Source organism: Kitasatospora sp. NPDC053057 (assembly GCF_044546945.1).
In the GTDB taxonomy this organism is placed as follows: domain Bacteria; phylum Actinomycetota; class Actinomycetes; order Streptomycetales; family Streptomycetaceae; genus Kitasatospora.
Window position 1 is genome coordinate 19,484 of record NZ_JBITZP010000055.1, and the last position, 16,601, is coordinate 36,084.

The following is a 16,601-nucleotide window of genomic DNA, read 5'->3' on the forward strand; positions in this document are numbered from 1 at the left end:
GACCGTGACCTTCGGGGCGACCCCGGCGACGGTGACCAGCAACACCGGTACCGTCATCACCGGCATCATCCCGGCCGGTACCCCGAGCACCACCGTCAACGTCACCGTGACCACCCCGGGTGGCACGGCGTCCGCCGGAACCATGACCTACACCGCCTGATCAGCCCCCGGCGGCGCTGCCGGCCTTCGGATGACACTCCGAAGGCCGGCAGCGCCGCCTTGGCACGCTGATGAGACGTCGCGAGACAGGCGCACTCCGCCGCGAGGGCAGCGGGTTTGTCAACTCACATCGAAGAGACGCACTCGATCGGATGGCGTCATAGATGAGTTGGCGGCCTGCCCTGCGCGCGCTAACTAGCTTTGGTCACGAACCATCAGGTCCGCCGCCGCGCACTGCGTTGTGGCTCGAATCAAGGAGTGGTCGTCATGCGCCGTACTGTCACTGTGCTCGCTGGAGCTGCGGCTCTGTCGGTCGCCTTCACCTTCCAGGCCGCCGCCGCCCCCGGCGAGTTCATCGCCCCCAACGCCAGGGCCGCCGCCGAGGTGGACTACCACGGTGCCCTGCAGAGGCAGAAGAACGTGATCGACAGCTTCAAGAGCGCGCACGGGCCGAATGTCTACTGCGTCATCGTCAACCCCAGTGCGGGCATCAACCTCTCCAGCGCCCTGATTCTCGCCAACGGTGGGGTCGGGACCACGAGCGTCGAAGCGTCGGGATATCCCACCACGTCGTGTGACAGCCGCCGGGACGCCATTACCGTCGTGCCTGTCAACAACGGCCGGGACGTGTCCGCTTCGTTCACCATCGCCGTTCTCTAGCGCGGCGAGTGCCCGGACTGGGGCGGCAGATCCGGCGCCGCCCCGGCCGGGCCTGCCGTCGGAACCTGGGAACAATTGGCGGTTTTGGGAACAGCGGATGTTCATGAGACCAAGCGCCGCTCAAGGGTGTGCAGCGAACGGCTCTGTCCTGTAATCGGTGGTAGCGCTGTGTAGTGATTACTGGAGGAGGATGCGGTGGCGGAGCAGGGGGAAGCCGGCTCGGCCGTGCATCTGCCTCGTGATGCGAGGAACTGCTGAAGCCCTGCCAGGTGGTCGCGTGCGCTGCGCCATTTGGGTGTTGTGGCGTCAGTAGGGTTGTCATGGGTGTAATACCGCTGGGTTACTAGAAGTATCCGATCGGGTGGGTCGCCCATCATCACTTCGGCGGAACGCGGTTGGCACCCTGTGCAGGCCTGAAGTAGGGCAATCCAGGGCAGTGCCACTGGCGGCGGCGCGGCCTCTTCTGGCATCGCCAACCCTCAGCGCTTGCCCCGAACCAGGGTCCGGTCTCGGGTGGGACGACGGTGACCCTGACGGGGGCCAGTCTCACCAACGCGAGTGCGGTCCCGTTTCGGCAGTACCGCCGCAGCATCGTTCACCGTGGGCTCCGACACCTAGATCATCGCCACCGCGCCACCCGGGTCCGCGGTATGTCCAGGTCACGGCCACCGCCCGCGGCGGCACCAGCAACGGCTTCACCTACACCCGAATCCAGCCACCCGGTATCCGACACCCCACCCCAGTGGGAGGCGGCACATGCCGAACAGTCAATCTGCTACCTCAACGGCAACGTGGACACACCGGCCGCCTCGCGGACCCGACCGCCGAGGCCGTCGCGGTGGGAGGCGGGGCCTCGCCGGCGGTCCGGGACGGTTCCGTCGACCGCGGCGACCCGCATCCCCCGGCAGAACGCGCCCCCTGGGCCCGCCGGGGCTACCACGCGACACCTGCATCTGATCGCCTTCCGGCCGGCTCAAGCGGCGAGGCGCCTCATCCCGTCCACGAGACACGGGCAGCATCCTGCCCACGACAAAAGAGGTACACCATGACTGTCCTGACCCAGGCCCGCTCAATCCCGCAGATCCAGGCAAACGCCTCCCTGACCGCGTTTCCCAGCGCCGTGATCCCGGTCGGGAACAGTCCGCTGGGGGTGGTGCTGACTCCCGACGGGACACGCGGCTACGTGGCCAACCGGGCGTCGAACACGGTCAGCGTGATCGACACCGCCACCAACACCGTCACCACCACCATCACCACAGGCGCGGGACCCACGCTTGTGGCGGTCGCGCCCGACGGAGCACACACGTACGTCACCCTGGCCGACGACGCTCTCCTCGCAGTGGTCGACACCGCGACGAACACCGTCACCGCCAACATCCCGGTCGGGCAAGGAGCCGCAGGCGTGTCGGTCACCCCGGACGGGGCCCGCGTCTACGTGGCGAATGAGAACGCCGACACGGTGAGCGTGATCGACACCACGACGAACACCGTCGCCGCCACCATCGCGGTGGGGAGCAGGCCGATCGGCGTTACGGTCACCCCGGACGGTGCCCACGCCTATGTGGGGAACACCGGCAGCAACACCATCAGCGTGATCGCCACCGCCACCAACACCGTCACCGCCACCGTCACCGGACAGGGCGGCCCCACAGTCGTGGGAATCACCCCGGACGGCACCCGCGGCTACGCCAGCAACGGCGCCTCCAACACCGTTTCCGTGATCGACCTCACGACCAACACCATCACCGGAAGCATCACGGTCGGCAACGAACCGCGCTTCGTGACAGTCAGTCAAAACGGTGCCCACGCGTATGTGGCGAACTACCGCTCCAACACCGTCTCCGTGATCAACACCGCAACCAACACGCTCGCGGGAAACCTGCGGGTAGGGCAAGGGCCGACCGGCGTCGCTGTCACCGCGGATGACTCCCGCCTGTACGTGACCAACACCGATGCCGGCACGGTCAGCGTCATCCCCTTGAACCTGATCCCCAACGAGGGGAGCACCGCGGGCGGCTTCACCGTGACCATCAACGGGCACAACCTCGCAGGCGCCAGCGCCGTGCACTTCGGCAGCACCAGTGCCACCATCCTCAGCAACACCGCGACCTCGATCACCGTCGTCGCCCCCGTCGGGGCCGGGGCGGTCCCGGTAACGGTCACAACCCCCGGAGGCACCGGCCTGATGGGGTACTTCGTCTTCTTCCCAGCCCCCCAGATCAACGGCCTCAGCCCCACAGCAGGGCCGTCCAGCGGCGGCAATACCGTCGTCATCACCGGCTTCAACCTCGCCGGCGCGCTCGCCGCGTCCTTCGGCCCCAACCGCGCCACCATCCAGTCCGCCACCGATACCCAGCTCACCGTGATCCCCGCCAGCGGCTCGAGGGGAACCGTCCCGGTCACCGTGACCACCCCCGGTGGAACCGCCGACGACCTCTTCTACACCTACGTCGACACGCCGAACATCTCCGACGTCACTCCCGACACCGCATCGACCGGCGGTGGCACGGCCGTAACCCTCACCGGATTCAGTCTGGCGACCACCCAACAAGTCACCTTCGGAAACATCCCGGCCGACTTCACCGTCCTGTCCGACACCCAGATCACGGCCACCGCACCACCACAAGCCCCAGGCCAGAACGTCACCATCTCGGTCACCACCGCCGGCGGCAGCGCATCCTGGAACTCCTTCACTTACCAGGACCCGCCAACTGCCTGACCGGCGATGCCATCTCGTCGTCCTGACTGATGCGGCGCCGGAGCACGTGGAGGGGCGGGCGGAACAACTCACCGCTCACCGCGGGGCTGCGGCACTCCCTCGCGCAGCCACAGCCGCGGAAGGTGCTCACGGCCGGCGGCATCGCACAGTGCGCCAGCCGCCGGCGCCCCGCACAGCCGGATGGTCGCCGACATCATCATCGCCGTACTGATCTCCTGGCTCGCCCGCCTGCGCCACCTGGGCGGCCAGGGCCTGCTCGACCCGGCGCGGGTCTCCGAGCTGGACGCGCTCGGCATGATCTGGTCCAGTCACGCCGGTTGCCGCTGGCCGCCTGCCTTTTTTGCCGGCGGCCGGCGGCGGCTCGCATACGCGTCCGACGAGGTGAGCGTTGGTCCGGGGCCGCTGGTCCGCCGGGAGGCGGGATCAACCCTGGGGTGGACGGCAGCAGGAAAGCTGACTCCTACGCTCGAGTGCATCGTCGCGCTGGTGAGTGGAGCTACGGCGGCGGGGTGCCTGACAGGGGACGGCATCGCGCCGCCGGGCCGACCTGGGCGCTGCAGGAAACTCGCGTTCTACGGGGGAAGTGTGTTCGACGGGACCGGCACTTTCGGTCTGCGGCCTGCGGCCGCGGCCGGAGACAGTGATCTGCACGCGACGGGCGGCGGGGGCGATCCGTTCGGGACCGGCGCCGCCCCGCCGGACCGGGCCGCGCGGGCGGAGGAGGCCGTGGGGCGGCTGGTGGGCGGACGCTACCGGTTGCTGGAGCGTCTGGGCGCGGGAGGCATGGGGACGGTATGGCGGGCCCGGGACGAGGTGGTGGACCGGGACGTGGCACTGAAGGAGCCCCGCGTCCCGGAGCACGTCGGCGCGGCGGAGCAGCGGACCGCCTTCGCGCGGATGGAACGTGAGGCGCGGGCCGCGGCGCGGATCGACCATCCGTCGGTGGTGACGATCCACGACGTGGTCACCGAGGACGGGCGTCCGTGGATCGTGATGGAACTGGTGCGCGGCCGGTCGCTGGCGGAGGTTCTGGAGGAGGGCACGCTGGCGCCGCGTGAGGCCGCGAGGATCGCCCTGGCCGTGCTGGGCGCGCTCGGGGCCGCCCACGAGTGCGGTGTGCTGCACCGGGACGTCAAGCCCGGCAACGTGATGCTGGGGCGTCACGAGCGGGTGGTGCTCGCCGACTTCGGGATCGCCCAGGTGGAGGGCGAGCAGAAGCTCACCGAGACCGGCGGCTTCATCGGTTCGCCCGAGTACCTCGCCCCCGAGCGCGTGCTCGGCCGGCGCGCGGGGCCCGCATCCGACCTGTGGTCGCTCGGGGTGACGCTCTACCAGGCCGTCGAAGGCGTCTCGCCGTTCCGCCGCCAGACCACGCCCGCCACCCTGCAGGCGGTCCTGCTCGCCGAGCTCCCGCCCCTGCGGCAGGCCGGGCCGCTCGCCCCGGTGATCGCCGCGATGCTGCGCAGGGAGGAGGAGCAGCGGAGCACCGTCCAGGACGCCCGCGCCCAGCTCCAGAGCCTGGCGGCGCCCGCTCCCACCGCGCACCCTGCGACCGTGCTCGGCGCAGCCGCCGCCGCGCCCGCGCCGGGCAGCGCGCCGTGGCGCCGGCACCCGCGCCGGTGGGCCGCCGCAGCGGCCGGCACCCTGGCCGCCGTGACGGCGCTGGTCCTCGTCCTGTGCCCGTTCGACGACGGCCTGGCGGCGGGCTGGCGGTCCTACGACGAGTACCGGATGCGGCTGAGTGTCGCGGCCCCGGCCGACTGGACGATCGAGACCACCGACAACACCGGTGACCAGAACGGCGCCTACCGCGGCACCCGCTACACGGCACCAAAGGGCGACGTCTGGCTGGCCGTGGACCGAAAGGAGAAGGAGACCCAGACGCCCCGCGCCATCGTCGAGCAGTGGAAACACGACGACGACGTCCGCACCCCGCCCCTCGGGGGAGCGCCCACGGTCGCGACGGTCGAGTCGGCCACCGAGCAGGGCCGCGACGCGGCGATCCTCACCGAGACCTACAGCAAGGATGGGGACGGCACGCCCCGGCGCCTGTCCAAGATGCTGGTCCTGGTCAGCTCCCACCAGGAGCGCCTCACCCTGCGCGTCGACGTTCCGGACGGCAGGGACGCCGCCGCGACGGCCAGCGGCCTGCTCGCCAAGGCCCGCGCCGGCTACCGCGTCCGCGACCTGTGACCACCGGTCCGGGCGGCGTTGCGACCGGGAGCCGGGAGCCGGGAGCGCTCAGTGCGGCGGTCCGACCGGGCTGCCGCCGCCCACCGCGATCAGGCCGCTCTCGTAGGCGACCACGACCGCCTGCGCCCGGCTGGTGAGCGCCAGCTTGGTCAGCACCCGGTTCACGTGCGTCTTGACCGTGGCGATGCTCACCACCAGGTGCCGGGCGATCTGGTCGTTGGTCAGGCCCCGGCCGATGAGGCGGAGCACATCCTTCTCCCGTACGGTCAGCGCCTCCAGCGAGGCCGCGGGCCCGTCGGCCGGTTCCGTCCGCCGGGCGAAGGTCTCCACCAGGCGCCGGGTGACGGTCGGCGCGAAGAGCATCTCCCCTTCGGCGATCTGCCGGACGGCGGCGAGCAGCCGCTCCGGTGGGGTGTCCTTGAGCAGGAAGCCGCTGGCACCCGCGCGCAGCGCCGCGTACACGTACTGGTCCAGGTCGAAGACGGTCAGCATGACGACCTTCGGCTTGGGTTCCTCGGGGGCGGCCAGGATGCGCTCCATGGCGGCGATGCCGCTCATGCCCGGCAGACGGATGTCCATCAGTACGACGTCCGGCGTCCGGCGGGCGGCGAGGTCGACCGCCTCCTCGCCGGTGGCCGCTTCTCCGGCGACCTCCAGGCCGTCGGCGGCGCGCACCAGGGCGGCCAGTCCCGCCCGGATGAGGACCTGGTCGTCCACGATCAGCACGGATGCCACCGCTGTCCCCTCCCCCTGTGCGGGCTGCCCCGCGCTGCGCCCGCCGTCCCGCGCCGCCCCGTGCCGGCGCGTCTACGCGTCCTGTGTGACCGGCAGTGAGAAGGCCACCTCGAACCCGCCGCCGGCGCGGGGGCCGGTGTGCACGGACCCGCCGTAGAGTCTGACGCGTTCACGGACACCGATCAAACCCAGGCCGCTGCCCGGCACGCTCCCGGCGCTGCCGGGGCCGTCGTCGGTGATCCGGCCCTCCAGGCGGTCGGGCAGCCAGCGCAGGCCGACGGTGGCGGCAGCGGGCCGACCGGCGTGCTTGATCACATTGGTGAGGGCCTCCTGTACGGTGCGGAACGCGCACAGGTCGGCTCCCGGCGACAGCGGCCGGGCGGTGCCCGTCACTTCCACCCGGACCGGGACGCCGGCCGCGCGGGTGCGCTCGCAGAGTTCGTCGAGCCGGGCCAGACCAGGAGCCGCCTGAAGCGGCTCCTGCCCGGGCGGCGCCTCACCCGGCCCCTCGTAAGGCGTGTCGCCCGAGACGCGGAGCACCTGCAAGAGCGAGCGCATCTCCTCCAGCGCCTCCCGGCTGGTCTCCCCGATCGCCGTCAGCGCCGCCCGCGCCTGCCCGGGGTCGGAGGCGAACACGAACTCCGCCAACCCGGCCTGAACGGCCAGCGCGGACAGGTGGTGCGCGACCACGTCGTGCAGCTCGCGGGCGATGCGCATCCGCTCCTCCACCACCGCGTGGCGGGCCCTCAGCTCCTGCTCGCGCCGCAACCGCTCGGTCGCCTCGGCCAGCTGTGCGTTCCGCTCGCCCAGGCGCCGCATCGCGGTCGCGAACATCGCCACGACCCCGACACCGATCACCGACTGCGCCAGCGACAGTGCCACCGACAGGTGCGCCGCCGATCCGCTGGCCACCCACGCGGCGCCGGTGGCCGCCGCGGCCACCGCGGCTTCCCGCGCCGAGCGGCGCGCGACGACGGTGTAGCAGGCCAGCAGCGGCGCCCACAGGTTCACCGACGGCTGGAAGCCCGCGGCCGTGTAGGCGGCCAGGCCGGCCAGGGACACGGCCAGTACGGTGCGCGGCACGCGGCGGCGCGCCGCCAGCGGCAGGTTCGTCACCAGGCTGAGGGCGATCGCCGCGGTGTCGAACCGTGGCCAGCCCTCCGCCCGATACTGGGCCCGGTAGGTCTGCAGCCCGTACACGACGGTCACGGCGGCCAGCACACAGGCCAGCGCCGCGTCCACCCACCCCGGATCGACCCGCGACCACCGCATCCTCGCCCGCATCCCGGCAGCATAGGAACGGCTCACTCCACCCGTCGTCAACCCTACGGTTGACCGCCGCCCGCCCCGTCCGGCGTCGGATCCGGCTGGTCCCGTCCAGTGCCGAACCCGGCCGGTCCCCGGCGCGCGGCCCGCGCCGGATGAGCCGTGCGCCGGCGCACCGCCGGGGAGGCCGGCAGTGCGTACCGACCTTCGCCCTTCCAGATTAGCGTGCGCAAAGCACGCTTTTCCTGTACGGTCATAAGCGTGCCTCAGGCACGCATCACCCGCACGCCGTGCGGGCAATCGTCATCACACCGGAGGAACACCCATGCACCGCACCGACGTCCGGGCCGCCCTCACCGACCTGCTCCTCACCCCGGCCCTCGACCGCGAGTTCGCCCCCGACGGCCGCTTCCGCCACATCGAGGAGACCACCCTCATGCTCGAAGGCGCCGACGCCGACCGGAACCTCGGCAGCGCCCGCTGAGCCGCATTGCCCACCTGACGCCACGAGGCCGCCGCTGTCCCAGCGCATCGGCGCGCCGCCGTCACGGCGCATCGTCCCAAAAGTGAGAGGAAGTGGTTGTCATGATCGACGTGCTCATCGCCGGGGCCGGCCCGGTGGGGCTCTGGCTCGCCGCGGAGTTGCGCCTGTACGGGGTGGAGGTGACCGTCGTGGAACGCCGGGCGGCACCGGACGGACGGTCGCGTGCGGTCGGCATGCAGGCCGGCACGTTGGACACCTTCGCCACCCGAGGACTCGCGGAGCGGTTCATCGAACGCGGCACCCCGGTGCCGACCGGCCACTTCGGCGCGGCGACCACCCGGCTGGACTTCTCCACGGTCGGGGCGGTGCACCCGTTCATGCTGGCGCTCGGTCAGTCCGTCACCGAACAGCTCCTGGAGGAGCACGCGGTGGCCGCGGGTGCCCGGGTGCTGCGTGGGGAGGAGGTCGTCTCGCTCACCCAGGGGCCGGACGCCGTCGAGGTGGTGATCCGGGCCGGCAACGCCCACCGGACCGTGCGGGCCCGCTGGGTGGTGGGCTGCGACGGCACCCGCAGTGCGGTGCGCCAGGCGGCCGGCATCGACTTCCCCGGTCAGGACACCACGCTGACCGGGTGGCTCGCCGACGTCGAACTCGACGATCCGCCCACCGCGCCGCTCGCCGCCACCGGGCCGGCCGGCTCGTTCCTGGTGGCCCCGATCGGCGACGGAGTCCACCGGCTGGCGGGCCTGTCCACGGCCACCATGCACCGCGGCACCGGCGAACCGCTGACCCTGGAGGAGGTGCGCGAGCAGAGCCGCACGCTACTGGGACGGGAGCTGGGCATCCGCAACCCCCGGTGGCTCTCGCGCTACGGCAACGCCACCCGCCAGGCCGCGCGGTACCGGGCCGGACGGGTACTGGTGGCCGGGGACGCGGCGCACATGTTCTTCCCGGCGGGTGGGCAGGGCATGAACCTCGGCATCCAGGACGCCACCAACCTGGGCTGGAAGCTGGCCGCCACCCTCCAGGGCCGGGCACCCGACGGACTGCTGGACAGCTACGACACGGAGCGCCGCCCGGCCGCCCGAGCCGTCATCGACAACACCCGCGCGCAGCTCGCCCTGTTCGCCGCGGCGAGCCCGGAGCAGATCGCGCTGCGCGAGGTCTGGTCCGCCGCGCTGGCCGAACCGCGGACCAACCGCCAGTGGGCCCGCAGGATCGCCGGCTTCGACGACCCGCTCCCCGCCGACATCGCACCCGGCGCGCACCCGCTGAACGGCACGCGACTGGCCGGCCTCGCCCTGGCCGCGGCCGACGCACCCACCGCTCACCCGTTGATGCACCACGGCCGGCCGCTGCTGCTGGACCTCGGCGGGACGCGGACGCCGTGTTCCGCAGGCGGTCTGGAACAGCGGACAGTCACCGTCAACACCGAAGCAGCGGATCCGGTCTGGCGGGACGTCACCGCTGTTCTGGTCCGACCGGACGCCCGGATCGCCTGGGCCAGCACCGATACCGACCCGCAGCGCCGGGCCGCGGACTGCCGCACCGCCCTGCGCACCCTGTGCCGCTGAACGCCGTTCGGTGGGCCCACCCGCCGGACCCGCCCGGCGCCCCCTCTCACAGGGGCGGGCGCCGTGAGAAGCACCCTCAGCCCATCCGGCGGGAGCCATCCTGGCGCGGGCGCAGGGCGGGTGGGATCAGCTCTCGTGGCGGTCCGGCCCAGTCGACGTCAGTCAGACGCAACTTCTTCGCATTAAGCTGCGTGCATGAGCTCCCGAGCGACCACACGCCCCGGCGGGCGCAGCGCCCGCGTCCAGCAGTCCGTGCACCAGGCCGTCCGTGATCTGGAGGCCGAAGCGGGGCGGGATGCGCTCACCGTGCCGCTGATCGCCGCCCGTGCGGGAGTGACGCCGTCCACCATCTACCGGCGCTGGGGGGACCTGAGGGAACTGCTGTCCGACGTGGCCGTCGAGCGGTTGCGCCCCGACGCCCCGCCGGCCGACCACGGCAGCCTGCGGGCGGACCTGGAGGCGTGGGCCGTGCAGTTCGCCGAGGAGATGTCCTCGACGGCGGGCCGCACGTACATCCGCGACGCCCTGCTGGGCGACCCCGGGCAGGGCAACGCGGTCCGTTGCTCCGACTACGCCGCCGAGCAGTTGAAGGCCATCGGCGTGCGCGCGGCCGGGCGAGGGGAGGCCGTGCCCGGCGTGGAGACCCTGCTGGACGTCCTCGTCGCCCCTCTGATGTACCGGATCCTGTTCCGCCCCTCGGACCTGTCCGGGGCCTACACCGCCCGCCTGGTCGCGGCGGCGCTCGGCGGTAACGTGCCTCCTTCGGCGCCTAAAAGCTAATTATTTGCGTCCTGGGCCCTCGGGGCACTACAGTGCTTAATGCAAAGCATTTGCCTTAAGGGCCAGAGGTGGTTCAATGACCAGCGTCACCGGCCCGCCGTCCCGCCGAGAGGACCCACCGATGAGCACCGCCGCGCCCCGTTCGGCCACCTCCTTCACGAGTACGGGATGGAGCCTCGGTGACATCGCCGTACGGCGCGTCGACGAGATCGAACTGCCGCGGCAGACCGGGCCCTGGTTGCTGCCGGACGCCACCGAGGAGGTGCTGGACGAGGCGTCGTGGCTGCGCCCCGACTTCGCCGACGCCGACGTCCCCCGTCTGGCGAGCCACAGCTTCGCGGTGGAGGCCGGCGGACTGCGGATCGTCGTGGACACCGGCATCGGAAACGCCAAGCCGCGAGCCAACCCGGCCTGGAACGGTCTGGACACCGACTTCCTGGAACGCCTGGCGGCGGCCGGCTTCTCGCCCGAGTCCGTGGACCTGGTGATCACCACGCACCTGCACACCGACCACGTCGGCTGGAACACGCGCCTCGTCGGCGAGGACTGGGTCCCCACCTTCCCCGGCGCCCGCTACCTCACCAGCCGCACCGAATGGGACCACTGGGCCGCCACCGACCTGGACGAGGCTCGCGGCCAGATGTTCCGCGACTCCGTCACCCCCGTCCGCGAGGCCGGGCAGTACCACCTCGTGGACGTGCCCGAGCAGGGGCGCGAGGTGGCTCCGGGCGTCTTCCTGGTCCCTGCCCCGGGCCACACCCCGGGGCAGGTCGCCGTGGAGTTGCGCGGCAGCGACCGCCGGGCGCTGATCACCGGCGACAGCATCCACCACCCCGTGCAGCTGTCCCACCCCCATGTGAACAGCTGCGTCGACATCGACGCGGCCCAGGCGGTCCGTACCCGCGGCCGGCTGCTTGACGGCGTGGCGGGCACCGACGCGTTGCTCCTGGGCACGCACTTTCCGCGGCCCACGGCCGGCACCGTCCGCCGGGAGCACGGCCGCTACCGGCTGCTCGCCGAGCCGGGCGTCGAGATCCCGGCCACCGCGGCCTGATCACCGCGGCCTGATCACCGCGGCCGGTGCCGCCCGGCCGCCCCGCTCGGGCCGCCGAGCAGCCGCTGCGACTGCAGCTGCCTAAAGCAAATCCCTGGCCTTTGCTGCCTCGGTTACTCCGCCACTCCCACCTCGACCGAGTAAGGAGACCATCCATGTCCGCTGTCGCACTCACACCACCGGAGGCTGCCCGCTGGGCCGCCCGCGCCGGGCTCGTGCTGCCCGCCGAGCGCCACGCCGCGGTCGCCGCGGTCGCCAACCACATCCACGGCGTCGTCGCGGTTCTGCGCGAGCTGGACTTCGCGGACGTCCCGCCCGCCGCCGCCTACCGCGCCGGAGAGGAGAAGCACGATGCGGCCGTATGAGCTGTCCCTCGCCGCCGCCGCGGACGCGATCCGTGCCCGGCGACTGTCCCCCGTCGAACTGGTCGACTCCGTCCTCGAACGCATCGAGGAAGTGGATCCGCACCTCGGCGCCTACGTCACGGTCACCGCGGAGCAGGCACGCCGGGCGGCGAGCGAGGCCGAACACGAAGCGGCGCACGGTCGTTACCGCGGACCGCTGCACGGCATCCCGATGGGCCTCAAGGACCTGATCGACGTCGGCGGGATGGCCACCACGGCCAGCTCCCGGGTGCGCGCCGACCATCGCGCGACGGCGGACAGCACGGTCGCCGCCCGCCTGAGCGCAGCCGGCGCCATCCTGCTCGGCAAGACCCACACCCACGAATTCGCGTTCGGCCTGACCACTCCGCAGACCCGCAACGCCTGGGACCGCGGCCGGGTGGCCGGTGGTTCCAGCGGCGGCTCCGCGGTCGCCGTCGCATCGGGCACCGCGACCTTCGCCCTGGGCACCGACACCGGCGGGTCGATCCGGGTGCCCGCCGCGCTCAACGGGGTCGTCGGCCTCAAACCGACCTACGGTCTCGTCCCCCGCCACGGCGTCACCTCCCTGTCCTGGTCGCTGGACCACGTCGGCCCGCTCACCCGCACCGTCGAGGACGCCGCCCTGGTCCTGACCGCGCTGGCCGGACACGATCCGCGCGAGCCGGCCTCGCTGTCCGTGCCCGCCACGGACTACCGGCCCGGTGCCGGCACGAACCTGACGGGGCTGCGCATCGGCCTGCCGCGCACCTACTACTTCGACAACGTCCACCCGCAGGTGGAGGCCGCTGTCCGGCACGCCGTCGGGCAGTTGGAAGCCCTGGGCGCACGGCTCGTCGAGGTCGACATCCCGATGACCCGCTACATCCAGGCCACCCAGTGGGGCCTGATGGTGCCGGAGGCCGGGGCCTACCACGAGGGCAGCCTGCGCACGGTCCCCGAGTTGTACCAGGAGGACGTCCGCATCCTCCTGGAGGCAAGCGAGTTGATGAGCGCCGGGGACTACGTACGCGCGCAACGCGCCCGCACGCTCATGCGCGCCGAGTGGGCCCGGCTGCTGGATCAGGTCGACGTGATCGCCGCCCCGAGCGTGCCGATGCCCGCGGTCGGCGCCGACGAGGCGACGGTCAGCTGGCCCGACGGCACAGTCGAGGGCGTCTCCGACGCCTACGTGCGCCTCTCCGCCCCCGCCAACATCACCGGGGTGCCCGCCCTGACCGTTCCGGTCGGCCACGACTCGGCGGGCCTGCCGATCGGCATGCAACTGCTCGGCCGGCCCCTCGGCGAGCCCACGCTCCTGCGGGTCGGCCATGCCTACGAGCAGACGCAGCCCGCCCGGCAACTCGCCACAGCGGCCTGAGCGAGCGCCCCGGGCGGCGGGTTCCCGCCGGTTTTGAGCGATGTCGATGACGGATGTGGTCATGGCGCTGGAACCTCGGCCGGCGGCCCCCGGGGGAGGCTCCACGGAATTCGGGGTGGAATATCCGCCCGCGGCGAGCCCGGGCCTGCTAGAGTCGACGTTAGTTGCAGTAGTGGTTCCCATGAACTTTGTGTGCGCCTGCTGATGTATCGCAGGCGCATTTTTGTTTCCCGGCTCTTCCCCGGGTGGGTGCTCATCGCGGCGACTCGAAGCACGCGCTGTGCGGGCTTCGGACAGCCCCTTGAAGGAGATTTTTTTATGGCTAATGGCACTGTGAAGTGGTTCAACGCGGAAAAGGGCTTCGGCTTCATCGAGCAGGACGGTGGCGGCGCTGACGTCTTCGCCCACTACTCGAACATCAACGCCAACGGTTTCCGTGAGCTGCTCGAGGGCCAGAAGGTCGAATTCGACGTCACGCAGGGCCAGAAGGGTCCGCAGGCCGAGAACATTCGTCCGCTGTAGTTCATCTGTCAAGGCACCCGCCTAGCAGCGAGGGGGCCCGCACCGCGTACATGATGCCCGGTGCGGGCCCCCTCGGCATTGCGCCACCACGCGCATTCCCGGCCGTCAGGCCCCTGGCTCCGCCACCGGTGGCCATCCCCCCACGCGAGACGCACAGCGCCGCGTCCGGATCGGCGCCCTGCCGTGACATCCCACGGTTCGAGGTTCTTCGCTCCCGCCCTGCGCGGTGAGCGCCGACCTGAGGTGACGTGCCGCACGGTTTCACCGTCCACGCCCGGCTCTCCCCGCTTTTTTTCGGCCCGTTCCCTTGCGACCTCCTGCCGGCGCCCCGCGCTGCGGAGCTGCCTCGCGACGTGCCGCCCCAGGAAGGCTTCGCATGAACCGCTCCAGTCGCTCCCGCTACCAGAACTCCCGCTCCTCGGCCTCCTCCCGCTCCGGCGGCGCCAACGGATCTCGATCCGGGGGCAACTCCTTCTACGGCGAGCGGCCCGCCGGGGGCCGACGCCCCTCCGGCCGGAGGGACCATCAGGGATCCTCCACGCAAGGCGAGTTCGCGATGCCGGTGAGCACCACCCCGGCCCTGCCGGCCGTCGAGTCCTTCGACGAACTCGACCTGCCGAAGGCGCTGCTGTCGGTGCTGGGCCGCCAGGGCGTCACCACGCCGTTCCCCATCCAGGCCGCGACGCTGCCGAACTCGCTGGCCGGCCGCGACGTCCTCGGACGGGGCCGGACCGGCTCCGGCAAGACCCTGGCGTTCGGCCTCGCCGTGCTGGCCCGCACCGCCGGGCAGAAGGCCGAGCCGCGCCGACCGCTGGCCCTGGTGCTGGTCCCCACCCGCGAGCTCGCGCAGCAGGTCACCGAGGCCCTCACGCCCTACGCCCACGCGGTGCGCCTGCGGATGGCCACCGTGGTGGGCGGGGTGTCGATCGGACGCCAGGCACAGGCACTGAACCGCGGGGCGGAGATCGTGGTGGCCACCCCCGGCCGGCTCAAGGACCTGATCCAGCGCGGCGACTGCCGGCTGGACGACGTCGGCGTCACGGTCCTCGACGAGGCCGACCAGATGGCCGACATGGGCTTCCTGCCGCAGGTCACCGAACTCCTCGACCAGGTCGCCGAAGGCGGCCAGACCATGCTGTTCTCCGCCACCCTGGACCGCAACGTCGACCGCCTGGTGCGGCGCTTCCTCAACGACCCGGTCACCCATTCCGTGGACCCGTCCGCCGGAGCGGTCAGCACCATGGAACACCACGTGCTCCACGTGCAGAACTTCGACAAGAACGCCACCATCGCCCACATCGCCGCCCGCGACGGCCGGGTGATCATGTTCATCGACACCAAGCACGGCGCGGACCGCCTCGTGGAGGATCTGCTCGCGAACGGCGTGAAGGCCGCGGCCCTGCACGGCGGCAAGTCCCAGCCCCAGCGCACCCGCACCCTGGAGCAGTTCCGCACCGGCCAGGTCACGGCCCTGATCGCGACCAACGTCGCCGCCCGGGGCATCCACGTCGACGGGCTCGACCTGGTCGTCAACCTGGACCCGCCGAACGACCACAAGGACTACCTCCACCGGGGCGGCCGCACCGCCCGGGCCGGCGAGACCGGCACCGTCGTCACGCTGGTGCTGCCCAACCAGCGCCGCGAGATGGCCCGCATGATGGCCACCGCCGCCATCACCCCCGTCACCACCAGGGTCAGCGCCGGCGACGAGGACCTGACCCGCATCACCGGCGCCCGCGTGCCCACCGGCGTGCCCGTCACCATCCCCGACCCCGTCGTCGAACGACCGCGCCGCAGCCCGTCCGCGAACCGCGGCCGCCGCGGCCGCCCCGCCTCCACCACCGGCGACACCCGGGCCACCTCAAGCCGCGACAACCAGCGCTCCCCCGGCCGCCGCCGGGCGCCCAAGCGCGTCGCCCTCGCCGCGTAGCACCCTCCGGGCCCGGCTCGGGGTGCGGACCGGGCCCACGCGGTTCGCCGCCTCGGCGACACCGGCTTCCCACGACGGCCGCACGCGAAGTCCGTCAGCAGCGCGGCGGCCCGCACCGGCGGACCCCGCCGGCCGTTCCACCGCCACTGCCCTGATCTCCGCCGGCCTCGGCGGAGGAGACGCGAAGGAGTCCGCTCATGACCACCATTCTCGAACACCACGCGACCACGGCCACGGTCGGCGACCTCATGAAGCACCCGGAGCTGCAGATCAGCGACGACGTCATGGTCGACACGGCGATGGACATCCTGCACAGCTCCGGTGCCGACCACCTCCTGGTCCGCGACGAGGACGGCCGTTGTGCCGGGCTGGTGACCCGCCTGCACCTGGCGCCGTTCCAGGCCCGGTCCTGGTACACCGAACGCACCCCGGTACGCGACATCGTCCACGACCGCGGCCCGTTCGCCACCAGCGACATGTCCGTCACCACCGCGACCGCCACCATGCACTCGCGCGGCCTGGACGCGTGGCCGGTGGTGGACCACGACGGTCACGTCATCGGCCTGCTGAGTCTCCAGGTGTGCTGACCGCGCAGGTCGGTGACGCGGCCGGCAGGTTCGACCGTGCTGTCGGTCTGTGGCCGGTAGCGACGGGTGCGGTTGTGGGGGGGGGCCCCGCCCCCCGGGGGGGCCCCCCCCGGGGGGGGGGGGGGGCCCCCCCGGCGGGGGGGGGGGGGGGGCGGGGGCGGGGGGGGGGGGGGGCGGGGTTGGGGCCGACAAACA

13 protein-coding genes and 1 pseudogene are annotated in these 16,601 nt (G+C 72.2%); 12 read left to right on the plus strand and 2 right to left on the minus strand.

The features are described from left to right. Positions 1 to 426 precede the first annotated feature (426 nt). The 3 genes from ACIG5E_RS35205 to ACIG5E_RS35215 all read left to right on the plus strand — a co-directional run bounded on the left by ACIG5E_RS35205 (position 427) and on the right by ACIG5E_RS35215 (position 5,731). A complete protein-coding gene (locus ACIG5E_RS35205; RefSeq protein WP_396540625.1) occupies positions 427 to 819 on the plus strand; it encodes a hypothetical protein in 393 nt (130 codons plus the stop codon). Between the two features lie 1,045 nt (positions 820 to 1,864). Then, positions 1,865 to 3,538: an IPT/TIG domain-containing protein gene (locus ACIG5E_RS35210; protein WP_396540627.1), complete on the plus strand. Its 1,674-nt coding sequence runs from the start codon at positions 1,865 to 1,867 to the stop codon at positions 3,536 to 3,538. 180 nt (positions 3,539 to 3,718) lie between these two features. After that, the gene (locus ACIG5E_RS35215; protein WP_396540629.1) at positions 3,719 to 5,731 is read left to right on the plus strand and encodes a protein kinase; all 2,013 of its coding nucleotides are present in this window, start codon (positions 3,719 to 3,721) and stop codon (positions 5,729 to 5,731) included. A gap of 48 nt (positions 5,732 to 5,779) precedes the next feature. Here ACIG5E_RS35215 and ACIG5E_RS35220 read toward each other — a convergent pair whose 3' ends face one another. Together ACIG5E_RS35220 and ACIG5E_RS35225 are read right to left on the minus strand one after the other, a co-directional pair. Continuing rightward, positions 5,780 to 6,466, minus strand: coding sequence for a response regulator (locus ACIG5E_RS35220; RefSeq protein WP_396540631.1), 687 nt, complete (start codon positions 6,464 to 6,466; stop codon positions 5,780 to 5,782). A 72-nt stretch (positions 6,467 to 6,538) separates the two neighbouring features. Then, complete coding sequence (locus ACIG5E_RS35225; RefSeq protein WP_396540633.1) at positions 6,539 to 7,750, minus strand: sensor histidine kinase; 1,212 nt, start codon at positions 7,748 to 7,750, stop codon at positions 6,539 to 6,541. Positions 7,751 to 8,120: 370 nt separating this feature from the next. On the opposite strand from ACIG5E_RS35225, the pseudogene ACIG5E_RS35230 reads away from it, so the two are divergent. The 9 genes and pseudogenes from ACIG5E_RS35230 to ACIG5E_RS35270 form a co-directional block, all read left to right on the plus strand. Continuing rightward, positions 8,121 to 8,216, plus strand: a pseudogene (locus ACIG5E_RS35230) (nuclear transport factor 2 family protein); the annotation flags it as partial. A 101-nt stretch (positions 8,217 to 8,317) separates the two neighbouring features. Continuing rightward, positions 8,318 to 9,790 (plus strand): FAD-dependent monooxygenase, encoded by a 1,473-nt coding sequence (locus tag ACIG5E_RS35235; protein WP_396540635.1) that lies wholly within the window; start codon positions 8,318 to 8,320, stop codon positions 9,788 to 9,790. A 195-nt stretch (positions 9,791 to 9,985) separates the two neighbouring features. Next, positions 9,986 to 10,570: a TetR/AcrR family transcriptional regulator gene (locus tag ACIG5E_RS35240; protein ID WP_396540637.1), complete on the plus strand. Its 585-nt coding sequence runs from the start codon at positions 9,986 to 9,988 to the stop codon at positions 10,568 to 10,570. Positions 10,571 to 10,691: 121 nt separating this feature from the next. Next, positions 10,692 to 11,624, plus strand: coding sequence for an MBL fold metallo-hydrolase (locus tag ACIG5E_RS35245; protein ID WP_396540639.1), 933 nt, complete (start codon positions 10,692 to 10,694; stop codon positions 11,622 to 11,624). 155 nt (positions 11,625 to 11,779) lie between these two features. Further along, positions 11,780 to 11,989 carry a hypothetical protein gene (locus tag ACIG5E_RS35250; protein ID WP_396540641.1) on the plus strand — a complete coding sequence of 70 codons (210 nt, stop codon included), beginning with the start codon at positions 11,780 to 11,782 and terminating at the stop codon, positions 11,987 to 11,989. Continuing rightward, the gene (locus ACIG5E_RS35255; protein WP_396540643.1) at positions 11,976 to 13,367 is read left to right on the plus strand and encodes an amidase; all 1,392 of its coding nucleotides are present in this window, start codon (positions 11,976 to 11,978) and stop codon (positions 13,365 to 13,367) included. The genes ACIG5E_RS35250 and ACIG5E_RS35255 overlap by 14 nt, the downstream gene beginning before the upstream one ends. Before the next feature lie 318 nt (positions 13,368 to 13,685). Further along, complete coding sequence (locus tag ACIG5E_RS35260; RefSeq protein ID WP_099897249.1) at positions 13,686 to 13,889, plus strand: cold-shock protein; 204 nt, start codon at positions 13,686 to 13,688, stop codon at positions 13,887 to 13,889. A 376-nt stretch (positions 13,890 to 14,265) separates the two neighbouring features. After that, positions 14,266 to 15,819, plus strand: coding sequence for a DEAD/DEAH box helicase (locus ACIG5E_RS35265; protein WP_396540645.1), 1,554 nt, complete (start codon positions 14,266 to 14,268; stop codon positions 15,817 to 15,819). A gap of 197 nt (positions 15,820 to 16,016) precedes the next feature. Beyond that, positions 16,017 to 16,406, plus strand: a complete 390-nt coding sequence (locus tag ACIG5E_RS35270) for a CBS domain-containing protein (protein WP_396540647.1) — start codon at positions 16,017 to 16,019, stop codon at positions 16,404 to 16,406. Positions 16,407 to 16,601 lie beyond the last annotated feature (195 nt).